This is a genomic window from Actinosynnema sp. NPDC023794, assembly GCF_040639675.1.
In the GTDB taxonomy this organism is placed as follows: domain Bacteria; phylum Actinomycetota; class Actinomycetes; order Mycobacteriales; family Pseudonocardiaceae; genus Actinosynnema; species Actinosynnema luteola.
Genome location: NZ_JBFAFR010000003.1, coordinates 291,963 through 308,774, shown reverse-complemented (window position 1 = coordinate 308,774; position 16,812 = coordinate 291,963). Strand labels below are relative to the sequence as shown.

Sequence of the window (16,812 nt, the reverse complement as noted above, 5' to 3'; positions counted from 1 at the left end):
CTTGCCGGGGACGCCTGCGAAGCCTTCGCTTACCGGGATGCCGGCGAAGCGTCGGCTGGAGGGGACCCTGGCGAACCGCCGACTGGCGCGACCGCACGCGCAGCCTCGCACCGGTAGTCACACCTGCGCGGACCCTCCGGCCGGGGCGGCAGCCTGGTTCAGCTCCCCGGCGAACTCCGCCAGAACCGCGGGGGACGACAAGCGCACGAACGCCGAGTCCGGACCGAACCAGTGCTCCCAGACCTGCCGCACCACCTCGGGCGTGATGGTGACCCCCTGACCGAGCAACGCGGCGAACGATTTCGCTTCCGGCTCGTACTCGTCCTCGGGCGCCTCCATGGCGAGCAACCCTTCCGGGTCCCACCTGCTCACGACGTCGAGAACGCGGGCACGCAGCAGCGCATGGGTTCGGGCAGCACGTGGCACCGCCCCAGTCTCGGCGCGGACGGCCGCCGAGCCAACCGGAATACGACTCGTCCCCGGACGGTCGCCCGTCTCCCGCTTCCAAGGCCGCACCCGACCGTGCAGCGCCGTCCGGATTGAGCCGTCTCCGAGGCTCACAAGCTCGCCGCCGGCCGTACCCGTGCGCCCCGGTTCGCCCTCGTTGCCACACCGGTAGCTACACCTGTGTGGTGCGGTCCTGCCCGTCCTCGGCTGCTCGCTGCTCAACTGCCAAGGCGTGCTCCACCCAGTCAAGGAACGCAGGAAGCCGGCTGTCGACACGGAAACAGTCCCGCTCGGTGCCCACGACCTCGTGCTGAAGATGCGGCCACTCCAGCCGCAAGGCGTTGTAGTGGGCCTGCCCCACCCGCTCATCGGGGTGGCGGCGCATGTGCTCGTCCACCAGGTCGAGGTACCGGCTGACCAGATCCATGACACCCCCTCGCCCTGAACGCTAGCCGCTCCACCCTCGTCGACCGCCGTGCCCAGCCCACCCAACCGTGGGACCGCGATCGTCACGGCCCAGAGCGGCCGGAAGCAGCTCGAAGACCCAGCATGCCGCCACCAGCGCGCCGCCTCCCGACCACGTGCACCGAGCTCCGCGCTTGATCTCATGGAGCTGACAAGTGGTGCGAAAATGCGGCTGCAGCAGTGAGATGGTTCGCTGGCGCATCAACGCGAGTGGCGCAAGTCGGCTTCAAGCCGGCTGAAGCGGGCGGGTGTTCGTCGTGAGGACCACGACAACCAGCAGGCTGGAAGCGTTGCTACACCCGTTGCTACACGGAGGGGTGTGACCGACCTGCGAAGGACTGTCACGCCCCCTCTGACCTGCGGGAGTGGAGGGATCTGAACCCCCGGACGGTTGCCCGTCTCCCGCTTTCAAGGCAAACGGGCCGCCGCGGCTGAAGATCGACCGACTCGCGATGCCGGCCGCGAGCTGCCCGCGGCCACCGTGAGCAGCCACGCCACCAGCACGGCGAAGAACGCGCCCACGGTGTTGTTGATGAAGTCCTGCGCCTCGCACACCCCGATCGCGGTCAACGCCTGCACGAACTCCACCGCCCCGCTGAACGCCGCCGCCACGCCGAGCACCGCGAACGGCCGCCGCGTCGCGAGCGTGGCGAAGAACGCGAACGGCGCCAGCATCAGCAGGTTCAGCCGCGCCAACGACCCCGCCATCGAGAACTCGTTGGCGACGCACATCCCGATCGGGTCGGTCGTGGCGACCGAGAACGACCCGCCCGGCCGCGCCAAGGTCACCGCCAGCGCCAACGCCATCCCGCACCCGGCCAGCACGGCGGGCAACGCCGCCCACCCACGCCGCCGCGCCACCACGAAACCGACCGCGCCCAAGAACACCGACCCCGCGAACAACGCCGCCACCGCCTCCGGCTGGCTCAGCACCAGCTCGGCCACGTAAGCGTCCTGAAGTGCGCTCATGCCATACAAGACGCATGAGTTCCACTGCGGTGGCTTAGAGCAACCTTAGAACCGGTACCGCAGCACCCGACCCACGTCCCTGACCTTCGGCAACCGCGCCATGACCCACATCGGCACACGCCCCGACCACGGCTCCGCGGCGATCTGCGGCAACTCGACCGACCGCACCGCGTCCACGCACCTCACCCCGTCGTGCCAGCCCTCGACCACGGCGGGGTCGTCCAACCCCCAGTGCAGCGTCGCCCCCGCCCGCCGCACGGCCGGCACGAACCTCTGCAACCTGATCCCGAACGACCCGTACACGTCGAACAGCAGCTCACCCCCGAACCGCCCGCCGAACCGCCCCGCGACCCGCCGCACGAGCCCCCGCACCTCGTCCCCGGTCAGGTACATGGTCAGGCCCTCGAACACGGCGACCACGGGCCGGTCCGCCGGCACCTCGTCCCACCACCCGTCGTCCGTGACGGACGCGTGCACCAACCGGTAGTCCCCGGCCGGCACGTCCAGCAGCCGTTCCCGCAGCGCGGCGACCGCCGGCAAGTCGACGTCCACCCACCGCACGCCCGACCCGAAAGCCATCCGCTGCGCCCGGGTGTCCAGCCCGCACGCCAGGTGCAGCACGGTCGCGGACGGGTGCCGGGCCAGGAACTCGGCGGTCCAGTCGTCCAGCAGCTTCGCGCGCATGGCGACCCCCGCCGCCGTCGACGCGGTGACGCCGGTCCGGGGGAAGTCGTACTCGATGCGCGACACGGCGTCGAGCGCCGCCGTGTCGCCGAGGATCGGGCGCTGAGCGCGGGCGTCGAGCGCCCGCGCGTACAGCGTCGCCAGCATCGTCTCGGGGGCGCCGGTCAGGTCGACCTTCACCCCCTCGACGTTAGCCCTCCAACCGCCACAGCGGCGACACGGGACCGACCCCGCCGCCCAACGGGTACGCGGCGGCCACCGAGCGGACGATGAAATCCTTGCCGAACCGCACCGCCGTCGGCACGTCCGCGCCCCGCGCGAGTTGCGACGCGATCGCCGACGCGAGCGTGTCACCGCTGCCGTGCGTGTGCTTCACGTCGTAGCGCGGCCCGAGCAGCTCGACGAACTCCGCGCCGTCGTACAGCACGTCGAGGCACTCGGGGTCGTCCCACAGGTGCCCGCCCTTGACCAGCACCCACCGCGGGCCCATCGCGTGCAGCGCCTCGGCGGCTTTGCGCTGGTCCGCACGGCTGCGCACCTCGATGCCGGTGAGCAGCCGCACCTCGTCGAGGTTCGGCGTCACCAGCGTCGCCCTGGGGAACAGCAGCGTCCGCAACGCGTCCAGCGCGTCGTCGGCCAGCAACTGCTGCCCGTGCATCGACGCGGCCACCGGGTCGACCACGAACGGCCCGACGTCGACCCGGTCCACCGCCGCCGCGACCGCCTCGATGATCGCCGCCGACGCCAGCATCCCCGTCTTCGCCGCGTCCACCCCGATGTCCGTGGCCACCGCCTCGATCTGCGCGGCCACCACCTCCGGCGGCACCTCGGTGTACCCGGTGACGCCCAGCGAGTTCTGCACGGTCACCGCCGTGACCGCCGTCATCCCGTGCACGCCGCACGCGAACAACGTCCGCAGGTCGGCCTGCAGGCCCGCACCACCGCCGGAATCCGATCCGGCGATGGTGAGGACCCTCGGTGGCGTGGCGGCCATCAGCGCACCCCGGCCGGGATCAGGCATGACCCCATCAGTCGACCACCGGCAGGTACACCTTGGCCCCGTGGTCGGTGAACTCGTGGGACTTCTCCGACATGCCCGCCTCGATCGCCTCCACAGTGGACAGACCGCGCTCCTCCGCGTACCGCCGCACGTCCTGGGTGATCTTCATCGAGCAGAACTTCGGCCCGCACATCGAGCAGAAGTGCGCCGTCTTCGCGGGCGCCGCGGGCAGCGTCTCGTCGTGGAACGACCGCGCCGTGTCCGGGTCCAGCGACAGGTTGAACTGGTCCTCCCACCGGAACTCGAACCGCGCCTTCGACAGCGCGTCGTCCCAGTCCTGCACGCCCGGGTGGCCCTTGGCCAGGTCGGCCGAGTGCGCCGCGATCTTGTACGTGATCACGCCGGTCTTCACGTCGTCCCGGTTCGGCAGGCCGAGGTGCTCCTTCGGCGTGACGTAGCAGAGCATCGCCGTGCCCAGCCAGCCGATCTGCGCCGCCCCGATCGCGGAGGTGATGTGGTCGTACGCGGGCGCGATGTCCGTGGCCAGCGGCCCGAGGGTGTAGAACGGCGCCTCACCGCACCACTCCTCCTCCAGCCGCACGTTCTCCGCGATCTTGTGCATCGGCACGTGACCGGGGCCCTCGATCATCACCTGCACGTCGTGCGACCGGGCGATGTGCGTCAACTCGCCCAGCGTCCGCAGCTCGGCGAACTGCGCCTCGTCGTTGGCGTCCGCGATCGAACCCGGCCGCAGGCCGTCACCCAGCGAGAACGTGACGTCGTACGCGCGCAGGATCTCGCACAGCTCCTCGAAGTGCGTGTAGAGGAAGCTCTCCTTGTGGTGCGCCAGGCACCACGCGGCCATGATCGACCCGCCGCGCGACACGATGCCGGTCACGCGGCGAGCGGTCAGCGGCACGTACCGCAGCAGCACGCCCGCGTGCACCGTCATGTAGTCGACGCCCTGCTCGGCCTGCTCGATCACGGTGTCGCGGTAGACCTCCCACGACAGCTTCGCCGGATCGCCGTCCACCTTCTCCAACGCCTGGTAGATCGGCACCGTGCCGATCGGCACCGGCGAGTTGCGCATGATCCACTCGCGGGTCGCGTGGATCCGCTTGCCCGTGGACAGGTCCATGATGGTGTCGGCGCCCCACCGCGACGCCCACACCATCTTCTCCACCTCCTCCTCGATCGAGGAGGTCACGGCCGAGTTGCCGATGTTCGCGTTGACCTTCACCAGGAACTTCTTGCCGATGATCATCGGCTCGGCCTCGGGGTGGTTGCGGTTGAGCGGGATGACCGCCCGGCCGATCGCCACCTCGTCCCGGACGAACTCCGGGCTCATGCTCTCGCGCGCCGCCACGAACCGCATCTCCGGCGTGATGATCCCCGCCTTGGCGTACGCCAGCTGGGTCACCGCCCCGCCGACCGGCTCGCGCCGGGCGATCCAGTCCGCACGGAGCTTCGGAAGTCCACTGTGGACGTCGATGGTCGCGTTGTCGTCGGTATACGGACCGGAAGTGTCGTACAGGTCGACGTGATCGCCGTTGGTCAGCTCCACCCGGCGGAACGGGACCCGCACACCTTCGTCCACCTCGCGGTAGACCTTGTGCGAGCCCGAGATCGGCCCGGTGGTGACGCTCGGCTTGACCGAACGGTCGTCAAGTGCCGTCACGACAGTCCTCCCTACGCCGGCATTACCCGGTCAGGTTCAGGCGGTCGGCGGCGCCGGAGCCGTTGCGCTCCAGCCGCCCTCTCAGCCCGCTGTGGCGCGAGCTCCCGCGTGTTTTGAGTTGTTGTGTGTCGAGCTGTCGGCCTGACCATAGCCACGGCCCGGTGCGGATGCCAAGGTGCGGATGCCAAGCGCCACCGTTTGCGCGTACCTTTCTCCGCGTGGCTGATCACCAGCCGTTCCCGCCCGGCGCCCGGCGCGTGGCCCGCCCCGCCGCCGTCTCGCCGTGCCCGTCGTGCGGCGACCTCGCGGGCCGCGGCTACCCGGCGTGCCGGTTCTGCGCGGAGCTCGTCGACCAGTACTGGCTGCTGGACTGGCAGGAGCTGCTGGCCGCCGAACAGCTCGCCGAGGGCGGCGCGGGCGAGCGCGAGCTGGCCGAGCTCGTGCTGGCCGACGAGGTGGGCAGGCACCCGTGGACGTGCACCGACTGGGCGATGACCCTGCTCGCGTGCAGCCAGTGCGGCGAGGAGTTGGCCACCGGGCCCGCCGACTGCGTCCGCTGCGCCATGGCCGACGGCCTGCGCTGGTCGTGGGACCACGCCGGGTACCCGCGGGCCATCGACGCGGGCGAGCACGCGTTGCGCGTGGCCAGGGCGACGTTGCGCGCACCGCACCGCGCCCGTGCGGCGACCGTCGGCGCGTGGCGGCTGCTGGTGCCGTTCCTGCTGGTGGGGGAGTTGCCGACGGTGGGGCAGGTGCGGCGGATCAGGGCCGCGGTGCTCGCCGGCGCGTACGCCGACCTGGCCGGCTGCACCACCCACGTCGAGCTGGCGTCGTACCCGGAACTGCCCTGGCGCCGTCCCGAGCGCTCACCGCGCGTCGACCACCAGGCGAAGGCCCAGCGCGACCAGCACGCCACCGCAGACGCGGTCCAGGGTGCGCCGAACCCCGGCCCGGGCGAGCCGGCCGCCGACCCGGTCTAGGGCGCCGACCAGCACGAGGTGCCACGCGGTGTCCACGGCCGCCCAGGCCGGCGCGAACAGCAACGACGTGCCGCGGCCTGCGTTGGCGGGCGGGATTCGCGGCAGGAACGAGATCGGCCACCTCGGAGGCGGTCAACAGGACCGACAACCCGAACGCCGCCGCCACCGGCCACGCCCGTCACCCATCGGAGTGATCCTCGCAAAGCCATGAACAAAAACGCCGTTACCGCCACCCTGAAACGTCGGTTGAACAACGAGGCCGCAACCAACCCCCGCCCCACACCACCCAGCCGCCACCTCGGCCACCTGACCCGCATCGCACAGCCGCCACGGCACCGCGCCCCCTACCGCGAGCCCAGCACTCCCGCCGTCCGCCGTCCGGAGAATCGGCCGCGCACGGCCGTCCCGGCCCACCTCCCTGCTCGGAGCCGCCTCGCCCGGCCGCACCCGATCCCGCCCGTCACCCCGATCCCCCCGTCACCCCGATCCCCCCGTCACCCCGATCCGGTCCACCACCTGCGCGAAGCCCGGCACCTGAGCCGACCCTGCCCGACCCCGCGCCCCCGACCGCCCACCCCAACTACGCTCACCCCGTGATCACGCTGACCGCCCGCCTGTCCCCGTCGGCCCTGGACACCCGCCGCGGCGTGGTCCGCCTGCACCCGGAGGTGCTGGACGCGTTGGGCCTGCGCGCGTGGGACGCGGTGCGGCTGACCGGCGCCCGGGTGAGCGCCGCCCTGGCCGCCGCGACCGCCGGCGACGGCCCGCCCGGCGTGGTGCTGGTCGACGACGTGACCCTGTCGAACCTGGGCGTGGTGGAAGGCTCGGAGGTCGTGGTGGCCCCGGTGGACGTCGCCGCCGCACGTTCCGTCACGGTGGCCGGATCGCGGTTGGCCAGCACGTCGCTCACCCCCGAAACGCTGCGCATGGCGCTGACCGGCAAGGTGCTGACCGTCGGCGACGCCGTCTCCCTGCTCCCGCAGGACCTCGCCCCACCACCCGGCTCCGACGTGAGCGCCACGCGGCGCAAGCTGTCCAACGCCATCGGCATGACGTGGACCAACGAACTGCTCACCATCACCTCCGCCGACCCGGCCGGGCCGGTCGCCGTGCAGCCGTCGACGGTCGTCGGCTGGCGTGACGGCGCACGCACGGGTGACGCGCCCGCCGTCGTGTCGGGAGGCGGCGGCACGACGACCATGAGCGTGACCGCGGAAGCAACCGCAGGGGTGAGCGCGCTGTCGGAGGTCGAGGTCACGACTCCCGCGGTGCCGGTGGCGGACCTCGTCGGGCAGCAGGAGGCCGCGAAGCGGTTGGCGGAGTGGTTCGACCTGACGTTCAGCCACCCGGAGTTGCTGGCACGGCTCGGCGCCGCACCCCGGCTGGCGGCGCTGGTCAGCGGACCCGAGGGCGTCGGCAAGGCGACGTTCGTGCGGGCCGTCGCGCAGGGCGCCGAAGCCACGGTGGTCGAGGTCGCCGCGCCCAGCATCGCCGTGCTGGAGGCGAACGCGGCGGCGCAGCGGATCGCCGACGCCCTCGCCCGGGCCCAGTCGCAGGCGCCGTCCGTGCTGGTGCTGACCGACGTCGAGGCGTTGCTGCCCGCGGCCTCGGCGCCGCCGGTGGCGACCGTCGTGCTGGACTCGTTGCGCGCACGGCCCGACGGCGTCGCGTTGGTGGTCACCAGCGCGCACCCGGAGGCGATCGACCCCCGGCTGAGGGTGCCCGAGCTGGTCGACCGGGAACTCGTGCTGCCGCTGCCCGACGGCAAGGTGCGGACCGAGCTGCTGCGGGTCCTGCTGCGCGACGTGCCCGTCGAGTCCGATGTGGACCTCGGCGTGATCGCGGACCGGACGCCCGGTTTCGTCGCCGCGGACCTGGTGGCGTTGCGCCGCGAGGCGGCACTGCGGGCCGCGCTGCGGCAGCGCGACGCGGACGAGCCGCGCGTCGGGCAGGCGGATCTGGTGGAAGCGCTGGACATCGTCCGGCCGATCTCGATGTCCACTTCGGACACCTTGCGGACCGGCGGGCTGACGCTGGACGACGTCGGCGACATGACCGAGGTGAAGCAGGCCCTCACCGAGGCCGCGCTGTGGCCGTTGCAGTACCCGGATTCCTTCGCCCGACTCGGCGTCGCGCCGCCGCGCGGCCTCCTGCTCTACGGGCCTCCGGGGTGCGGCAAGACGTTCCTGGTGCGCGCGTTGGCGGGCACCGGTCGGCTCAACGTGCTGTCGGTCAAGGGCGCGGAGCTGATGGACAAGTTCGTCGGCGAGTCCGAACGCGCGGTCCGCGAGCTGTTCCGGCGCGCGGCCGAGGCGGCGCCCGCGATGGTGTTCCTGGACGAGGTCGACGCACTGGCGCCCCGGCGCGGCCAGTCGTCCGACTCCGGTGTGTCGGACCGGGTGGTCGCCGCGCTGCTCACCGAGCTGGACGGGGTCGAGCCGCTGCGCGACGTCATCGTGCTCGGCGCGACGAACCGGCCCGAGCTGGTCGACCCCGCGCTGCTGCGGCCGGGCCGGTTGGAGCGCCTCGTGTACGTGCCGCCGCCGGACGCCGAGGCGCGCGCCGAGATCCTGCGGGCGTCGTCGCGGAACACGCCGTTGGGGTCGGACGTGGACCTGGACGCGTTGGCCGAGGAGTTGGACGGGTACTCGGCGGCGGACTGCGCGGCGTTGATCCGCGAGGCCGCGTTGACCGCGATGCGCGAGTCGCTGTCGGCGGCGGAGGTGACGGGCGCGCACCTCGCGTCGGCGCGTGAAGCGGTCCGGCCGTCGTTGGACCCGGCCCAGCTCGCGACCCTCGCCGCCTACGCCAAGTCGCGCGAGCGCTAGCGGCTAGGGGTTGGGGCTGAGCGGCCAAGGGCTCAGGAGACCTTCTTGGACGGACCCTTGTAGTCGTTGGTGACGATCACGATGATGCCCGGCTGCGCGTTCTGGATGCCGTCGAACCGGGGCTCGACCCGGGCGTTGAGGAGGCGGGCCAGTTCGCGCGCCGAGGCTTCCTCGTCGGTGCCGGGCCGGAAGTAGACCGTGGTGGTCCAGATCGTGCCCTGGGAGTAGTTGCCCTTCTCGGCGACCTCCCAGCCGGCGCTCACGACGTCGTCCGACGCGCGGGCGGCCAGGCCCTGGGTGGTGCTGTTGTTGTAGATGCGCACCGGGACCTTGGGCGTCGTGGTCACGGGCGGCGGCGGGGTGTCCGTGGTGGTGGCGCCGGGGTCGGCGGACGTCGTGGGCGCGGTCGTGCCGGCAGGCGGCGACGTCTCCGACGACGGCGGCGGGGTGGTCGGCTCGGTGGGCGCGGACGACGTCTCGGAGCCGTCCGACGTGCCCGAAGTCGCCGACGGCGGCGTCGACTGGGCCGCGGGCGGGTTGTCGTCCGGGTCGCCGGTGAACAGGCTGACGAGGCCGACCACCAAGGCGATCACGGCCACGCCGAGCAGCGCGTAGCCCGCGGCTCGTGCCGGGTGCGCGGGCCCGGTCGGCTGTTCCGGGTTCGTCATCGGCGCTCGACGCCCAGCCGCTTCGCCGCGCGGGCGCGTTGCCTGCCGGAGCGGGACCTGCGCAGTCTCTTGATCAACATCGGATCGGCGGCCAACGCCTCTTCCTTCTCGATCAACGCGTTGAGCAGCTGGTAGTAGCGCGTCGCGGACATGTCGAACAGCTCCTTGACGGCCTGTTCCTTCGCACCCGCGTACTTCCACCACTGGCGTTCGAAGGCCAGGATCTCGCGTTCCCGGTCGTTCAAACCGTCGTCCGGCCCCTCCGCCGGCGCCAGTGCCTCTGCGGCGTCCATCTGGCTCCTCAGCCGTGTCCCGTGCGTGGGTGCCATTACATCACGTGATCTTCGCGGGGAGTGGCTCATCGGTCGGCGCGTCCGATCCGACGCGCCGTTAGGCTGCACGCCATGGCAGTTCACCCCATCCGGATCGCCGGAGAACCCGTGCTCCACAACCCGACCCGGCCGGTCGAGGTGTTCGACGAGTCGCTGCGCACGTTGATCGACGACATGTACGAGACGATGGCGGCGGCGCACGGTGTCGGCCTGGCGGCCAACCAGATCGGGGTCGACCTGCGGTTGTTCGTCTACGACTGCCCGGACGACGAGGGTGTGCGGCACCGGGGTGTGGTGGTGAACCCGACGTTGGTGACGTCGGACGTGCCGCTGGGGATGCCGGACCCGGACGACGATTTCGAGGGCTGCCTGTCGGCGCCGGGCGAGACGTACCCGACGGGGCGGGCGTCGTGGGCGAAGGTGACCGGGTTCGACGGTGACGGCAAGCCCGTCGAGGTCGAGGGCACCGGGTTCTTCGCGCGCTGCCTGCAGCACGAGACCGATCACCTCGACGGGATCATCTACCTGGACCGGCTGGTGGGGCGGCACAAGCGTGCGGCGAAGAAGATGCTCAAGGCCAACGGGTGGGGCGTGCCCGGGTTGTCGTGGGATCCGGCGACGTCGGAGGATCCGTTCGCGGACGACGAGGACTAGGGCGGGTCGGGTCTGAGGGGTTCGGCGCGGGGAGCGCGACGGGGCGGTGCGAGGGGTGCGCCGGGGCGGTACGAGGCGACGGGTTGGGTGGCGCGGGGCGGGTTGGGTCCGGCTCGATGTGACATGGGGCCCTTACGGGTGCCACAGGCAGGCCAAAGCCGGGCAGCCTGTGGCACCCGAACCCATGTCACATCGGGCCTCGGTGGGTCCGCTGCGGGTCCGTTGTGCGGGGGTTGGGTGGAGCGGCTCGGTGAGAGCGGCTCGGTGAGGTGGGCGGGTCGTTGTGGGGGTGTCGGGTTGGTGGGCGAGGGGCGGGGGTTGGTCGCGGTCCTCGTTGTTTCAACCGACGTTCCAGGGTGGCGATAACGGCGTTGTGGTTCACGGTCGGTCGGAAGATCACTCGATCGTGGACGCGGTGACGAGGTGAAACGCTAGGTCAGGCCTAGTGCGCCGGCCTAGGGTCGATCATGGCGGCGCAAGCCGATCTGTCGCCAGCCCCGTCGCTTGCCCGGCCTTGCCTGACCGTTGGCCTCCGCCGCCACCTGGGTCGGGTCGACCGTCCGCCGAGGCCGCCGCACGGCGCGCATCGCCGCACCCGCCACCCGACCGCCCAACGGCTGCCGCAACCCCAACCGCCGCGCCGCCACGCCGTGGGCCCGCTTGATCGCCCGCCGATCCGCCGCCGGCACCGACCACGCCTCCGGGTGCTTCGACAACCACCGGTACCGGCGCACCGAGTACGGCAGGTGCGCGAGGTACACCAGCATCGCCGCGATCAACGCCACCAACGGGAACGTGATCACCGCCGCCGCCAGCAGCCCGACCAGCACCAGCAACGGCGCGACGAAGCGCGGCGGCACCTTGATCGTCTTCACGGACAGCGTCGGGATCCGGCTCACCAGCAGCATCGCGATGCCCACGGTCCACACCGCGACGACCGCCGGGCTGGACCACCACCCGGGCCGGCCGAGCTGCTCGTCCAGGATCAACGGCAGCAGCAGCAACAAGCCGCCCGCCGGCGCGGGCACGCCGACGAAGAACTCCTTCGCGAACGGCGGCTGCTCGACCTCCAGCAGCGTGTTGAACCGCGCCAACCGCAGCACCATGCACACCGCGAAGATCAACGCGACGACCCAGCCCTCGCGACCCGGGTCGAACTTCCACACGTAGATCACCAACGCGGGCGCGACGCCGAACGAGATCGCGTCCGCCAGCGAGTCGAGCTCCGCGCCCATCTTGCTGGTCGCGTCGAGCAACCGGGCGATCCGCCCGTCCAACCCGTCGAACACGGCCGCCGCCGCGATCGAGCCGATCGCCGCCCCGTAGAACCCGCCGATCGCGAAGTGCACGGCCGACAGCCCCGCGCACATCGCGAGGACCGTGATGGCGTTCGGCAGCAGCCTGATCCCCGGCCCGCTGGGAGCCATCCGCTCAGCCCTCCGCGGGGAGCTCGGCCAGCACGGTCTCGCCGCCGATCGTGCGCTGCCCGGCCTCCACCAGCACGCGGCTGCCGGTCGGCACGTACAGGTCGACCCGCGAGCCGAACCGGATCAGGCCGTAGGTCTGCCCGACCGCCACCTTGTCGCCCTCGACGACCTCGCACACGATCCGCCGCGCCACCAGGCCCGCGATCTGCACGACCACCACGTCGTGCCCGGACGGCGTGGTCAGCCACACCGTGTTGCGCTCGTTGTCCTCGCTCGCCTTGTCCAGGTCGGCGGACAGGAACTTCCCGGGCCGGTACGACACCTGCCGCACCAGGCCGGGCACGGGCACCCGCTGCACGTGCACGTCGAACACCGACAGGAACACGCTGATCCGGGTCATCGGCGTGGAGCCGAGCCCGAGTTCGGCGGGCGGCACGGCCTCGACCACGTGCGACACGGTGCCGTCGGCCGGTGCGACCGCGACGCCGGGCCGGGTGGGCGTGGTCCGCTCGGGCTCGCGGAAGAACCACGCGACCCACGCGGTCAGCAGGCCGCCGACGACACCGGCGCGCTTGGAGTAGCGGCGCAGCAGCAGTGTCGCGAGGGCGGCGCCCGCCACGAAGGGACGGCCCGCGGGGTGCATCGGGGGGACGATCCCCCGGGCGAGCTCGAGGAAGTGGGAGACGGCACCACTGTGCTTGTCGCGATCGAGGGTCATGGCTCTTCCGTGTCAGGGCAGTGCTTCCGGCCCGCCACACGCTACGCGGCTCGGCCGGCCCGCGTCCGGCCCGCCCGTGCGTCCCCCGACGAACGCACGGACCGGCCGGAACCGCGATCACTCCCAGTGTAAGCCGCGTCACAGGGGTGATCAATGGCGCAGCGTCAGATCGACGTCACTCTCCGTGCAGGAGGCGCACCGTCACCTCGGTGCCCTCCGCGAGCTCCGTGACGTCCTCCGGCACCTCGATCAGGCAGTCGCTGACCGCCAAGGCCGACAGCAGGTGCGAGCCCGGCCCGCCGACGGGCGTCACCACGCGCCCCGACTCCGGGTCGTACGCGCCCCGCCGGAACTGCGTGCGCCCCGCCGGCGACGTGAGCGGCGCGCTCAACCTGGCCGCCGCCATCGGCCGCTCCACCCGGGCGAACCCCATCGCGGCACGCAGCGCCGGCCGGATGAACACCTCGAACGACACGTGCGCGCTCACCGGGTTCCCGGGCAGCGTCGCCACCGCCACCCCCTGGTAGCGCCCCGCGCCCTGCGGCCCGCCCGGCTGCATCGCGACCTTCGTGAACTCCACGCCGCGCCCGGTGAACGCGTCCTTCACCACCTCGTACGCCCCCGCGCTCACGCCACCGGACGTGAGCAGCAGGTCCACCGACGCCAGCCGCGGCGCGATCGCCGCGTGGAACTGCTCCACGTCGTCCGGCACGAACCGCAGCAGCTCGGCCTCGCCGCCCGCCTCGCGCACCGCCGCGGCCAGCATCACGCCGTTCGACTCGTAGATCTGCCCCGGCTCCAGCGCCACACCGGGCCCGACCAGCTCCGACCCCGTCGACAGCACCAGCACCCGAGGCCTGCGCCGCACCGGCAACGAGCCGAAGCCCAGCGCCGCCGCCAACCCCAGCTGCGCCGGACCGAGCGCCACGCCCGCGCGCAGCACCGTCGTGCCCACGGCCACGTCGTCCGCCATCCGCCGCACGTTCTGACCCACCGCCACCGGCCGGTCGACCCGCACCACCGACGTGCCGCCGTCGGTCCACTCCACCTGCACGACGGCGTCCGCACCCGCCGGCACCGGCGCGCCCGTCATGATCCGGTGCGCCGTGCCCGCCGCCAGCGGCGCCGACGCCGGCCGCCCCGCCGGGATGTCCTCCACCACCGGCAACTCCACCGGGACCGACGCCACGTCGGCCGAACGCACCGCGTAACCGTCCATCGCCGAGTTGTCGAACGGCGGCAACGGCACCGTCGCGACCAGGTCCTCGGCGAGCACCAGGCCCAGGCAGTCGGCCACGGGCGAGTGCACCACCGGCATCGCCCCGACCAGCCCGGCGACGCGGGCCTTGTGATCAGCGACTCGGGTCAGCGTGTTCGACACGCGCCCCATCCTGCCGGGCCCGTGGCAGACTGCTCCAACCGGCTGATCACGACAGGGGGAAAGTTGCAGGTCCGGACCCGCCACACCCCCACGTTCGGGGTGGCCCGACTCGTCCTGGCACCCGGTGAACCGGTGGTGGTCGAGCGCTCCTCGGTGCTCGCGACCAGCTACGGCATCACCGTCGACGGCCGCACCAAGTCGCCCGGCGTCAGCGCCGCGCTGTGCACCGCCGGCCCCGAAGGCGGCTGGGTGGACGTCGCGCCGCCCCTGCCCGGCGACCTCCACGTGCTCGAACTCGACGCCACGACCGGCTGGTGCGTCTCCCGCGACAGCTGGCTCGCCTGCGCCGCCACCGCCCGCCTCGACCCGTCCGCGCCGCCCGTACGCGCGCTGCACGGCGGCGACCACGGCTTCCTCACCTACGCGTTCGGCACCGGGCCCGTCGTGCTCAGCTGCTACGGCACGCTCGACGTCGTCACCCTCGAACCCGGCGAACTGGTCACCCTCGCCGGCGGCCACGTGGTCGCGTTCGCCGACACCGTGCAGTGCCGGCTGCGCGCCGTTTCCCCCGACGCGCCCCAATCCGTGCGGAATGGCGAAGGACTCGTCCTCGACTTCGCCGGACCCGGTCTGGTGCTCACCCGGACCCGCAGCCCGCGCGGACTCGTCAGTTGGTTGCGCGACAACGGATTCAGCGCACGCTCATGACTCCATAAGGAGGTATCGGCGAACCCCCTCGTGCCTCTAGCGTGGCGGTTTGCTCAAGGTATTTCTCGAAGGAGGACGTCTTGGCTGTCGGCACGGTCAAGTGGTTCAACTCGGAGAAGGGGTACGGATTCATCGCCGCCGACGGCGGGCCCGATGTGTTCGTGCACTACTCGGCGATCCAGATGGAAGGCTTCCGGACGCTGGCCGAGGGCGACCGCGTGGAGTTCGAGATCCAGGCAGGGCGCGACGGCCGCAGCCAGGCATCGGACGTGCGGAAGGCATCGTGACCTCCGCCCGACCCGTCACCCGGCGGGTCGGGCGTCCTTCCCCGGGCGCCTCCGGCGGCCCGTTTGCTCCGTTTGCCGGGAACCCCGTGTGAGTCCCTGTACGCGGACGTTAGGCTCCGTCGCGTGTCGGAGGACCTGAGCGGGCGACGGCTGGGCCACTACCGGATCGACGGGGTGCTCGGCCGCGGTGGCATGAGCGTGACCTACAAGGCCACGGACGTCAGGCTCGGTCGCAAGGTCGCCCTGAAGGTCATCGGCGAGCACCTCACCGCGGACGCCGAGTTCCGGGAGCGGTTCGTCGACGAGGCGCGCAACACCTCGGCGATCGACCACGCCAACATCGTGCCGCTCTACGACTTCGACGAGGTCGACGGGCTGCTCTACATCGCCATGCGGCTGGTCGACGGCCAGGACCTCGCCAGTCACATCAAGGACGGCCCGCTCTCGCCCGCGCGCACCCTGACGCTGCTCGGCCAGGTCGCCGAAGCGCTCGACATGCTGCACGGCAAGGGCCTGGTCCACCTCGACGTGAAACCGGCCAACGTGCTGGTCACGACCAAGGAAGCCGCGGGCGAGCACGTCTACCTCGCCGACTTCGGCCTCACCCGGCGCGGCGCCACCGGGCACCGCACCCGCACCGGCGACTTCCTCGGCTCACCCACCTACGCCGCGCCCGAGCACCTGCGCGGCGAACCGCTCGACGGCCGCACCGACCAGTACGCGCTCGCGTGCATGGTGTTCGCCTGCCTGTCCGGGCGTCCGCCGTTCCAGGGCGGTGTGCAGGACGTCATCCAGGGGCACCTCGGCGCGGAGATCCCGCCGTTGACTTCGATGGTGTCGCTGCCGCCCGCCATCGACGACGTGCTGCGCAAGGGCACCTCGAAGGACCCGAACCAGCGATACAGCTCGTGCGTGGAGCTGATCGCCGCGGCGCGCGTCGCGCTGCAGGGCGCGCCCCAGGGGGCTCCGCCGCCCCGTCGCACGGACTCCGGCGCGGTGCCGATGGGTCCGCAGACCGGCGGCGTGCCCGTGGCCCAGCAACCGGGCGGCCCGTACCGGCAGCAGCCCTACCAGCAGCAACAGCCCCCGGGGTTCCTGCACGAGCCCGTGCGGCTGCGTCCGCCCGCTCAGGTCGGCGCGAGCGCGTTCACCACGTCCGCCAAGTCGCGGCCGGCGTGGTTCGCGCCCGTGCTCGCCGGCGTGGTCGCGATCGTGCTCATCGTCATCCTCGTGGTGATCCTCACGCCGAAGGATGAACCTCCGCGACCCAGCGGCAACGGCGGCGACAGCGGCACGAGCCGATCCATCGAGGTCGGGGGCACGACGAGCAAGAAACCGCTGCCCACCAGCGTGCCCGTCCGCACGTCCCGCTGACCAGCTCTTCTTGCACTCTCCTCCGTCGAGTGCTAAACACGGTGTTGGCACTCGGAACACCTGAGTGCCAACACGCAGGCTGGGACGGTGAGGCCCGTCCCCTGTTGGGGGCTGGTCGTCCGTCGCGGGCACCGAGCCTGGCCGAAGCACCGTGTTCCGCTGCGGGCGCGCGTCCGCAGTGGCCCCATTCGTAATCAGGCGGAGGAACACAC

General features: G+C 72.1%; 17 protein-coding genes. 6 read left to right on the top strand and 11 right to left on the bottom strand.

Features of this window, described 5'->3' with window-relative positions; translation table 11 throughout:
* Positions 1-117: 117 nt before the first annotated feature.
* The 6 genes from AB0H12_RS10035 to thiC form a co-directional block, all read right to left on the bottom strand.
* Entirely contained in the window at positions 118-372 is a 255-nt protein-coding gene (locus AB0H12_RS10035) for a hypothetical protein (RefSeq protein ID WP_499622251.1), read from the bottom strand.
* A gap of 247 nt (positions 373-619) precedes the next feature.
* Entirely contained in the window at positions 620-874 is a 255-nt protein-coding gene (locus AB0H12_RS10030; RefSeq protein WP_499622249.1) for a hypothetical protein, read from the bottom strand.
* A 446-nt stretch (positions 875-1,320) separates the two neighbouring features.
* Entirely contained in the window at positions 1,321-1,881 is a 561-nt protein-coding gene (locus tag AB0H12_RS10025) for a VanZ family protein (protein WP_499622247.1), read from the bottom strand.
* Between the two features lie 45 nt (positions 1,882-1,926).
* A complete protein-coding gene (locus tag AB0H12_RS10020; protein ID WP_499622246.1) occupies positions 1,927-2,745 on the bottom strand; it encodes a class I SAM-dependent methyltransferase in 819 nt (272 codons plus the stop codon).
* Between the two features lie 10 nt (positions 2,746-2,755).
* Positions 2,756-3,559, bottom strand: a complete 804-nt coding sequence (gene thiD / locus AB0H12_RS10015; RefSeq protein WP_499622244.1) for a bifunctional hydroxymethylpyrimidine kinase/phosphomethylpyrimidine kinase — start codon at positions 3,557-3,559, stop codon at positions 2,756-2,758.
* A gap of 34 nt (positions 3,560-3,593) precedes the next feature.
* Complete coding sequence (gene thiC, locus AB0H12_RS10010; RefSeq protein WP_499622243.1) at positions 3,594-5,243, bottom strand: phosphomethylpyrimidine synthase ThiC; 1,650 nt, start codon at positions 5,241-5,243, stop codon at positions 3,594-3,596.
* A 218-nt stretch (positions 5,244-5,461) separates the two neighbouring features.
* Between thiC and AB0H12_RS10005 the strand changes: the two genes are divergently transcribed.
* Positions 5,462-6,223: a hypothetical protein gene (locus AB0H12_RS10005; protein WP_499622242.1), complete on the top strand. Its 762-nt coding sequence runs from the start codon at positions 5,462-5,464 to the stop codon at positions 6,221-6,223.
* A gap of 593 nt (positions 6,224-6,816) precedes the next feature.
* Entirely contained in the window at positions 6,817-9,051 is a 2,235-nt protein-coding gene (locus AB0H12_RS10000; RefSeq protein ID WP_499622240.1) for an AAA family ATPase, read from the top strand.
* Positions 9,052-9,083: 32 nt separating this feature from the next.
* Here the strand turns inward: AB0H12_RS10000 and AB0H12_RS09995 are convergent, their stop codons facing one another.
* Both AB0H12_RS09995 and AB0H12_RS09990 read right to left on the bottom strand, forming a co-directional pair.
* Positions 9,084-9,719, bottom strand: a complete 636-nt coding sequence (locus AB0H12_RS09995; protein WP_499622238.1) for a LytR C-terminal domain-containing protein — start codon at positions 9,717-9,719, stop codon at positions 9,084-9,086.
* The gene (locus AB0H12_RS09990; RefSeq protein WP_053715184.1) at positions 9,716-10,012 is read right to left on the bottom strand and encodes a DUF3263 domain-containing protein; all 297 of its coding nucleotides are present in this window, start codon (positions 10,010-10,012) and stop codon (positions 9,716-9,718) included. The genes AB0H12_RS09995 and AB0H12_RS09990 overlap by 4 nt, the downstream gene beginning before the upstream one ends.
* 111 nt (positions 10,013-10,123) lie before the next feature.
* On the opposite strand from AB0H12_RS09990, the gene AB0H12_RS09985 reads away from it, so the two are divergent.
* Positions 10,124-10,705: a peptide deformylase gene (locus tag AB0H12_RS09985; RefSeq protein ID WP_499622237.1), complete on the top strand. Its 582-nt coding sequence runs from the start codon at positions 10,124-10,126 to the stop codon at positions 10,703-10,705.
* A gap of 455 nt (positions 10,706-11,160) precedes the next feature.
* Here the strand turns inward: AB0H12_RS09985 and pssA are convergent, their stop codons facing one another.
* The 3 genes from pssA to moeA all read right to left on the bottom strand — a co-directional run bounded on the left by pssA (position 11,161) and on the right by moeA (position 14,240).
* Positions 11,161-12,132, bottom strand: a complete 972-nt coding sequence (pssA, locus tag AB0H12_RS09980; protein WP_499622235.1) for a CDP-diacylglycerol--serine O-phosphatidyltransferase — start codon at positions 12,130-12,132, stop codon at positions 11,161-11,163.
* 4 nt (positions 12,133-12,136) lie between these two features.
* Entirely contained in the window at positions 12,137-12,850 is a 714-nt protein-coding gene (locus tag AB0H12_RS09975; protein WP_499622234.1) for a phosphatidylserine decarboxylase, read from the bottom strand.
* 175 nt (positions 12,851-13,025) lie between these two features.
* Entirely contained in the window at positions 13,026-14,240 is a 1,215-nt protein-coding gene (gene moeA, locus AB0H12_RS09970) for a molybdopterin molybdotransferase MoeA (RefSeq protein ID WP_499622232.1), read from the bottom strand.
* A gap of 54 nt (positions 14,241-14,294) precedes the next feature.
* Between moeA and AB0H12_RS09965 the strand changes: the two genes are divergently transcribed.
* The 3 genes from AB0H12_RS09965 to AB0H12_RS09955 all read left to right on the top strand — a co-directional run bounded on the left by AB0H12_RS09965 (position 14,295) and on the right by AB0H12_RS09955 (position 16,600).
* Positions 14,295-14,939, top strand: coding sequence for an AIM24 family protein (locus AB0H12_RS09965; RefSeq protein ID WP_230569741.1), 645 nt, complete (start codon positions 14,295-14,297; stop codon positions 14,937-14,939).
* 80 nt (positions 14,940-15,019) lie between these two features.
* Complete coding sequence (locus AB0H12_RS09960) at positions 15,020-15,226, top strand: cold-shock protein (protein ID WP_033432301.1); 207 nt, start codon at positions 15,020-15,022, stop codon at positions 15,224-15,226.
* Positions 15,227-15,349: 123 nt separating this feature from the next.
* Positions 15,350-16,600, top strand: a complete 1,251-nt coding sequence (locus AB0H12_RS09955) for a serine/threonine-protein kinase (RefSeq protein WP_499622230.1) — start codon at positions 15,350-15,352, stop codon at positions 16,598-16,600.
* Positions 16,601-16,812 lie beyond the last annotated feature (212 nt).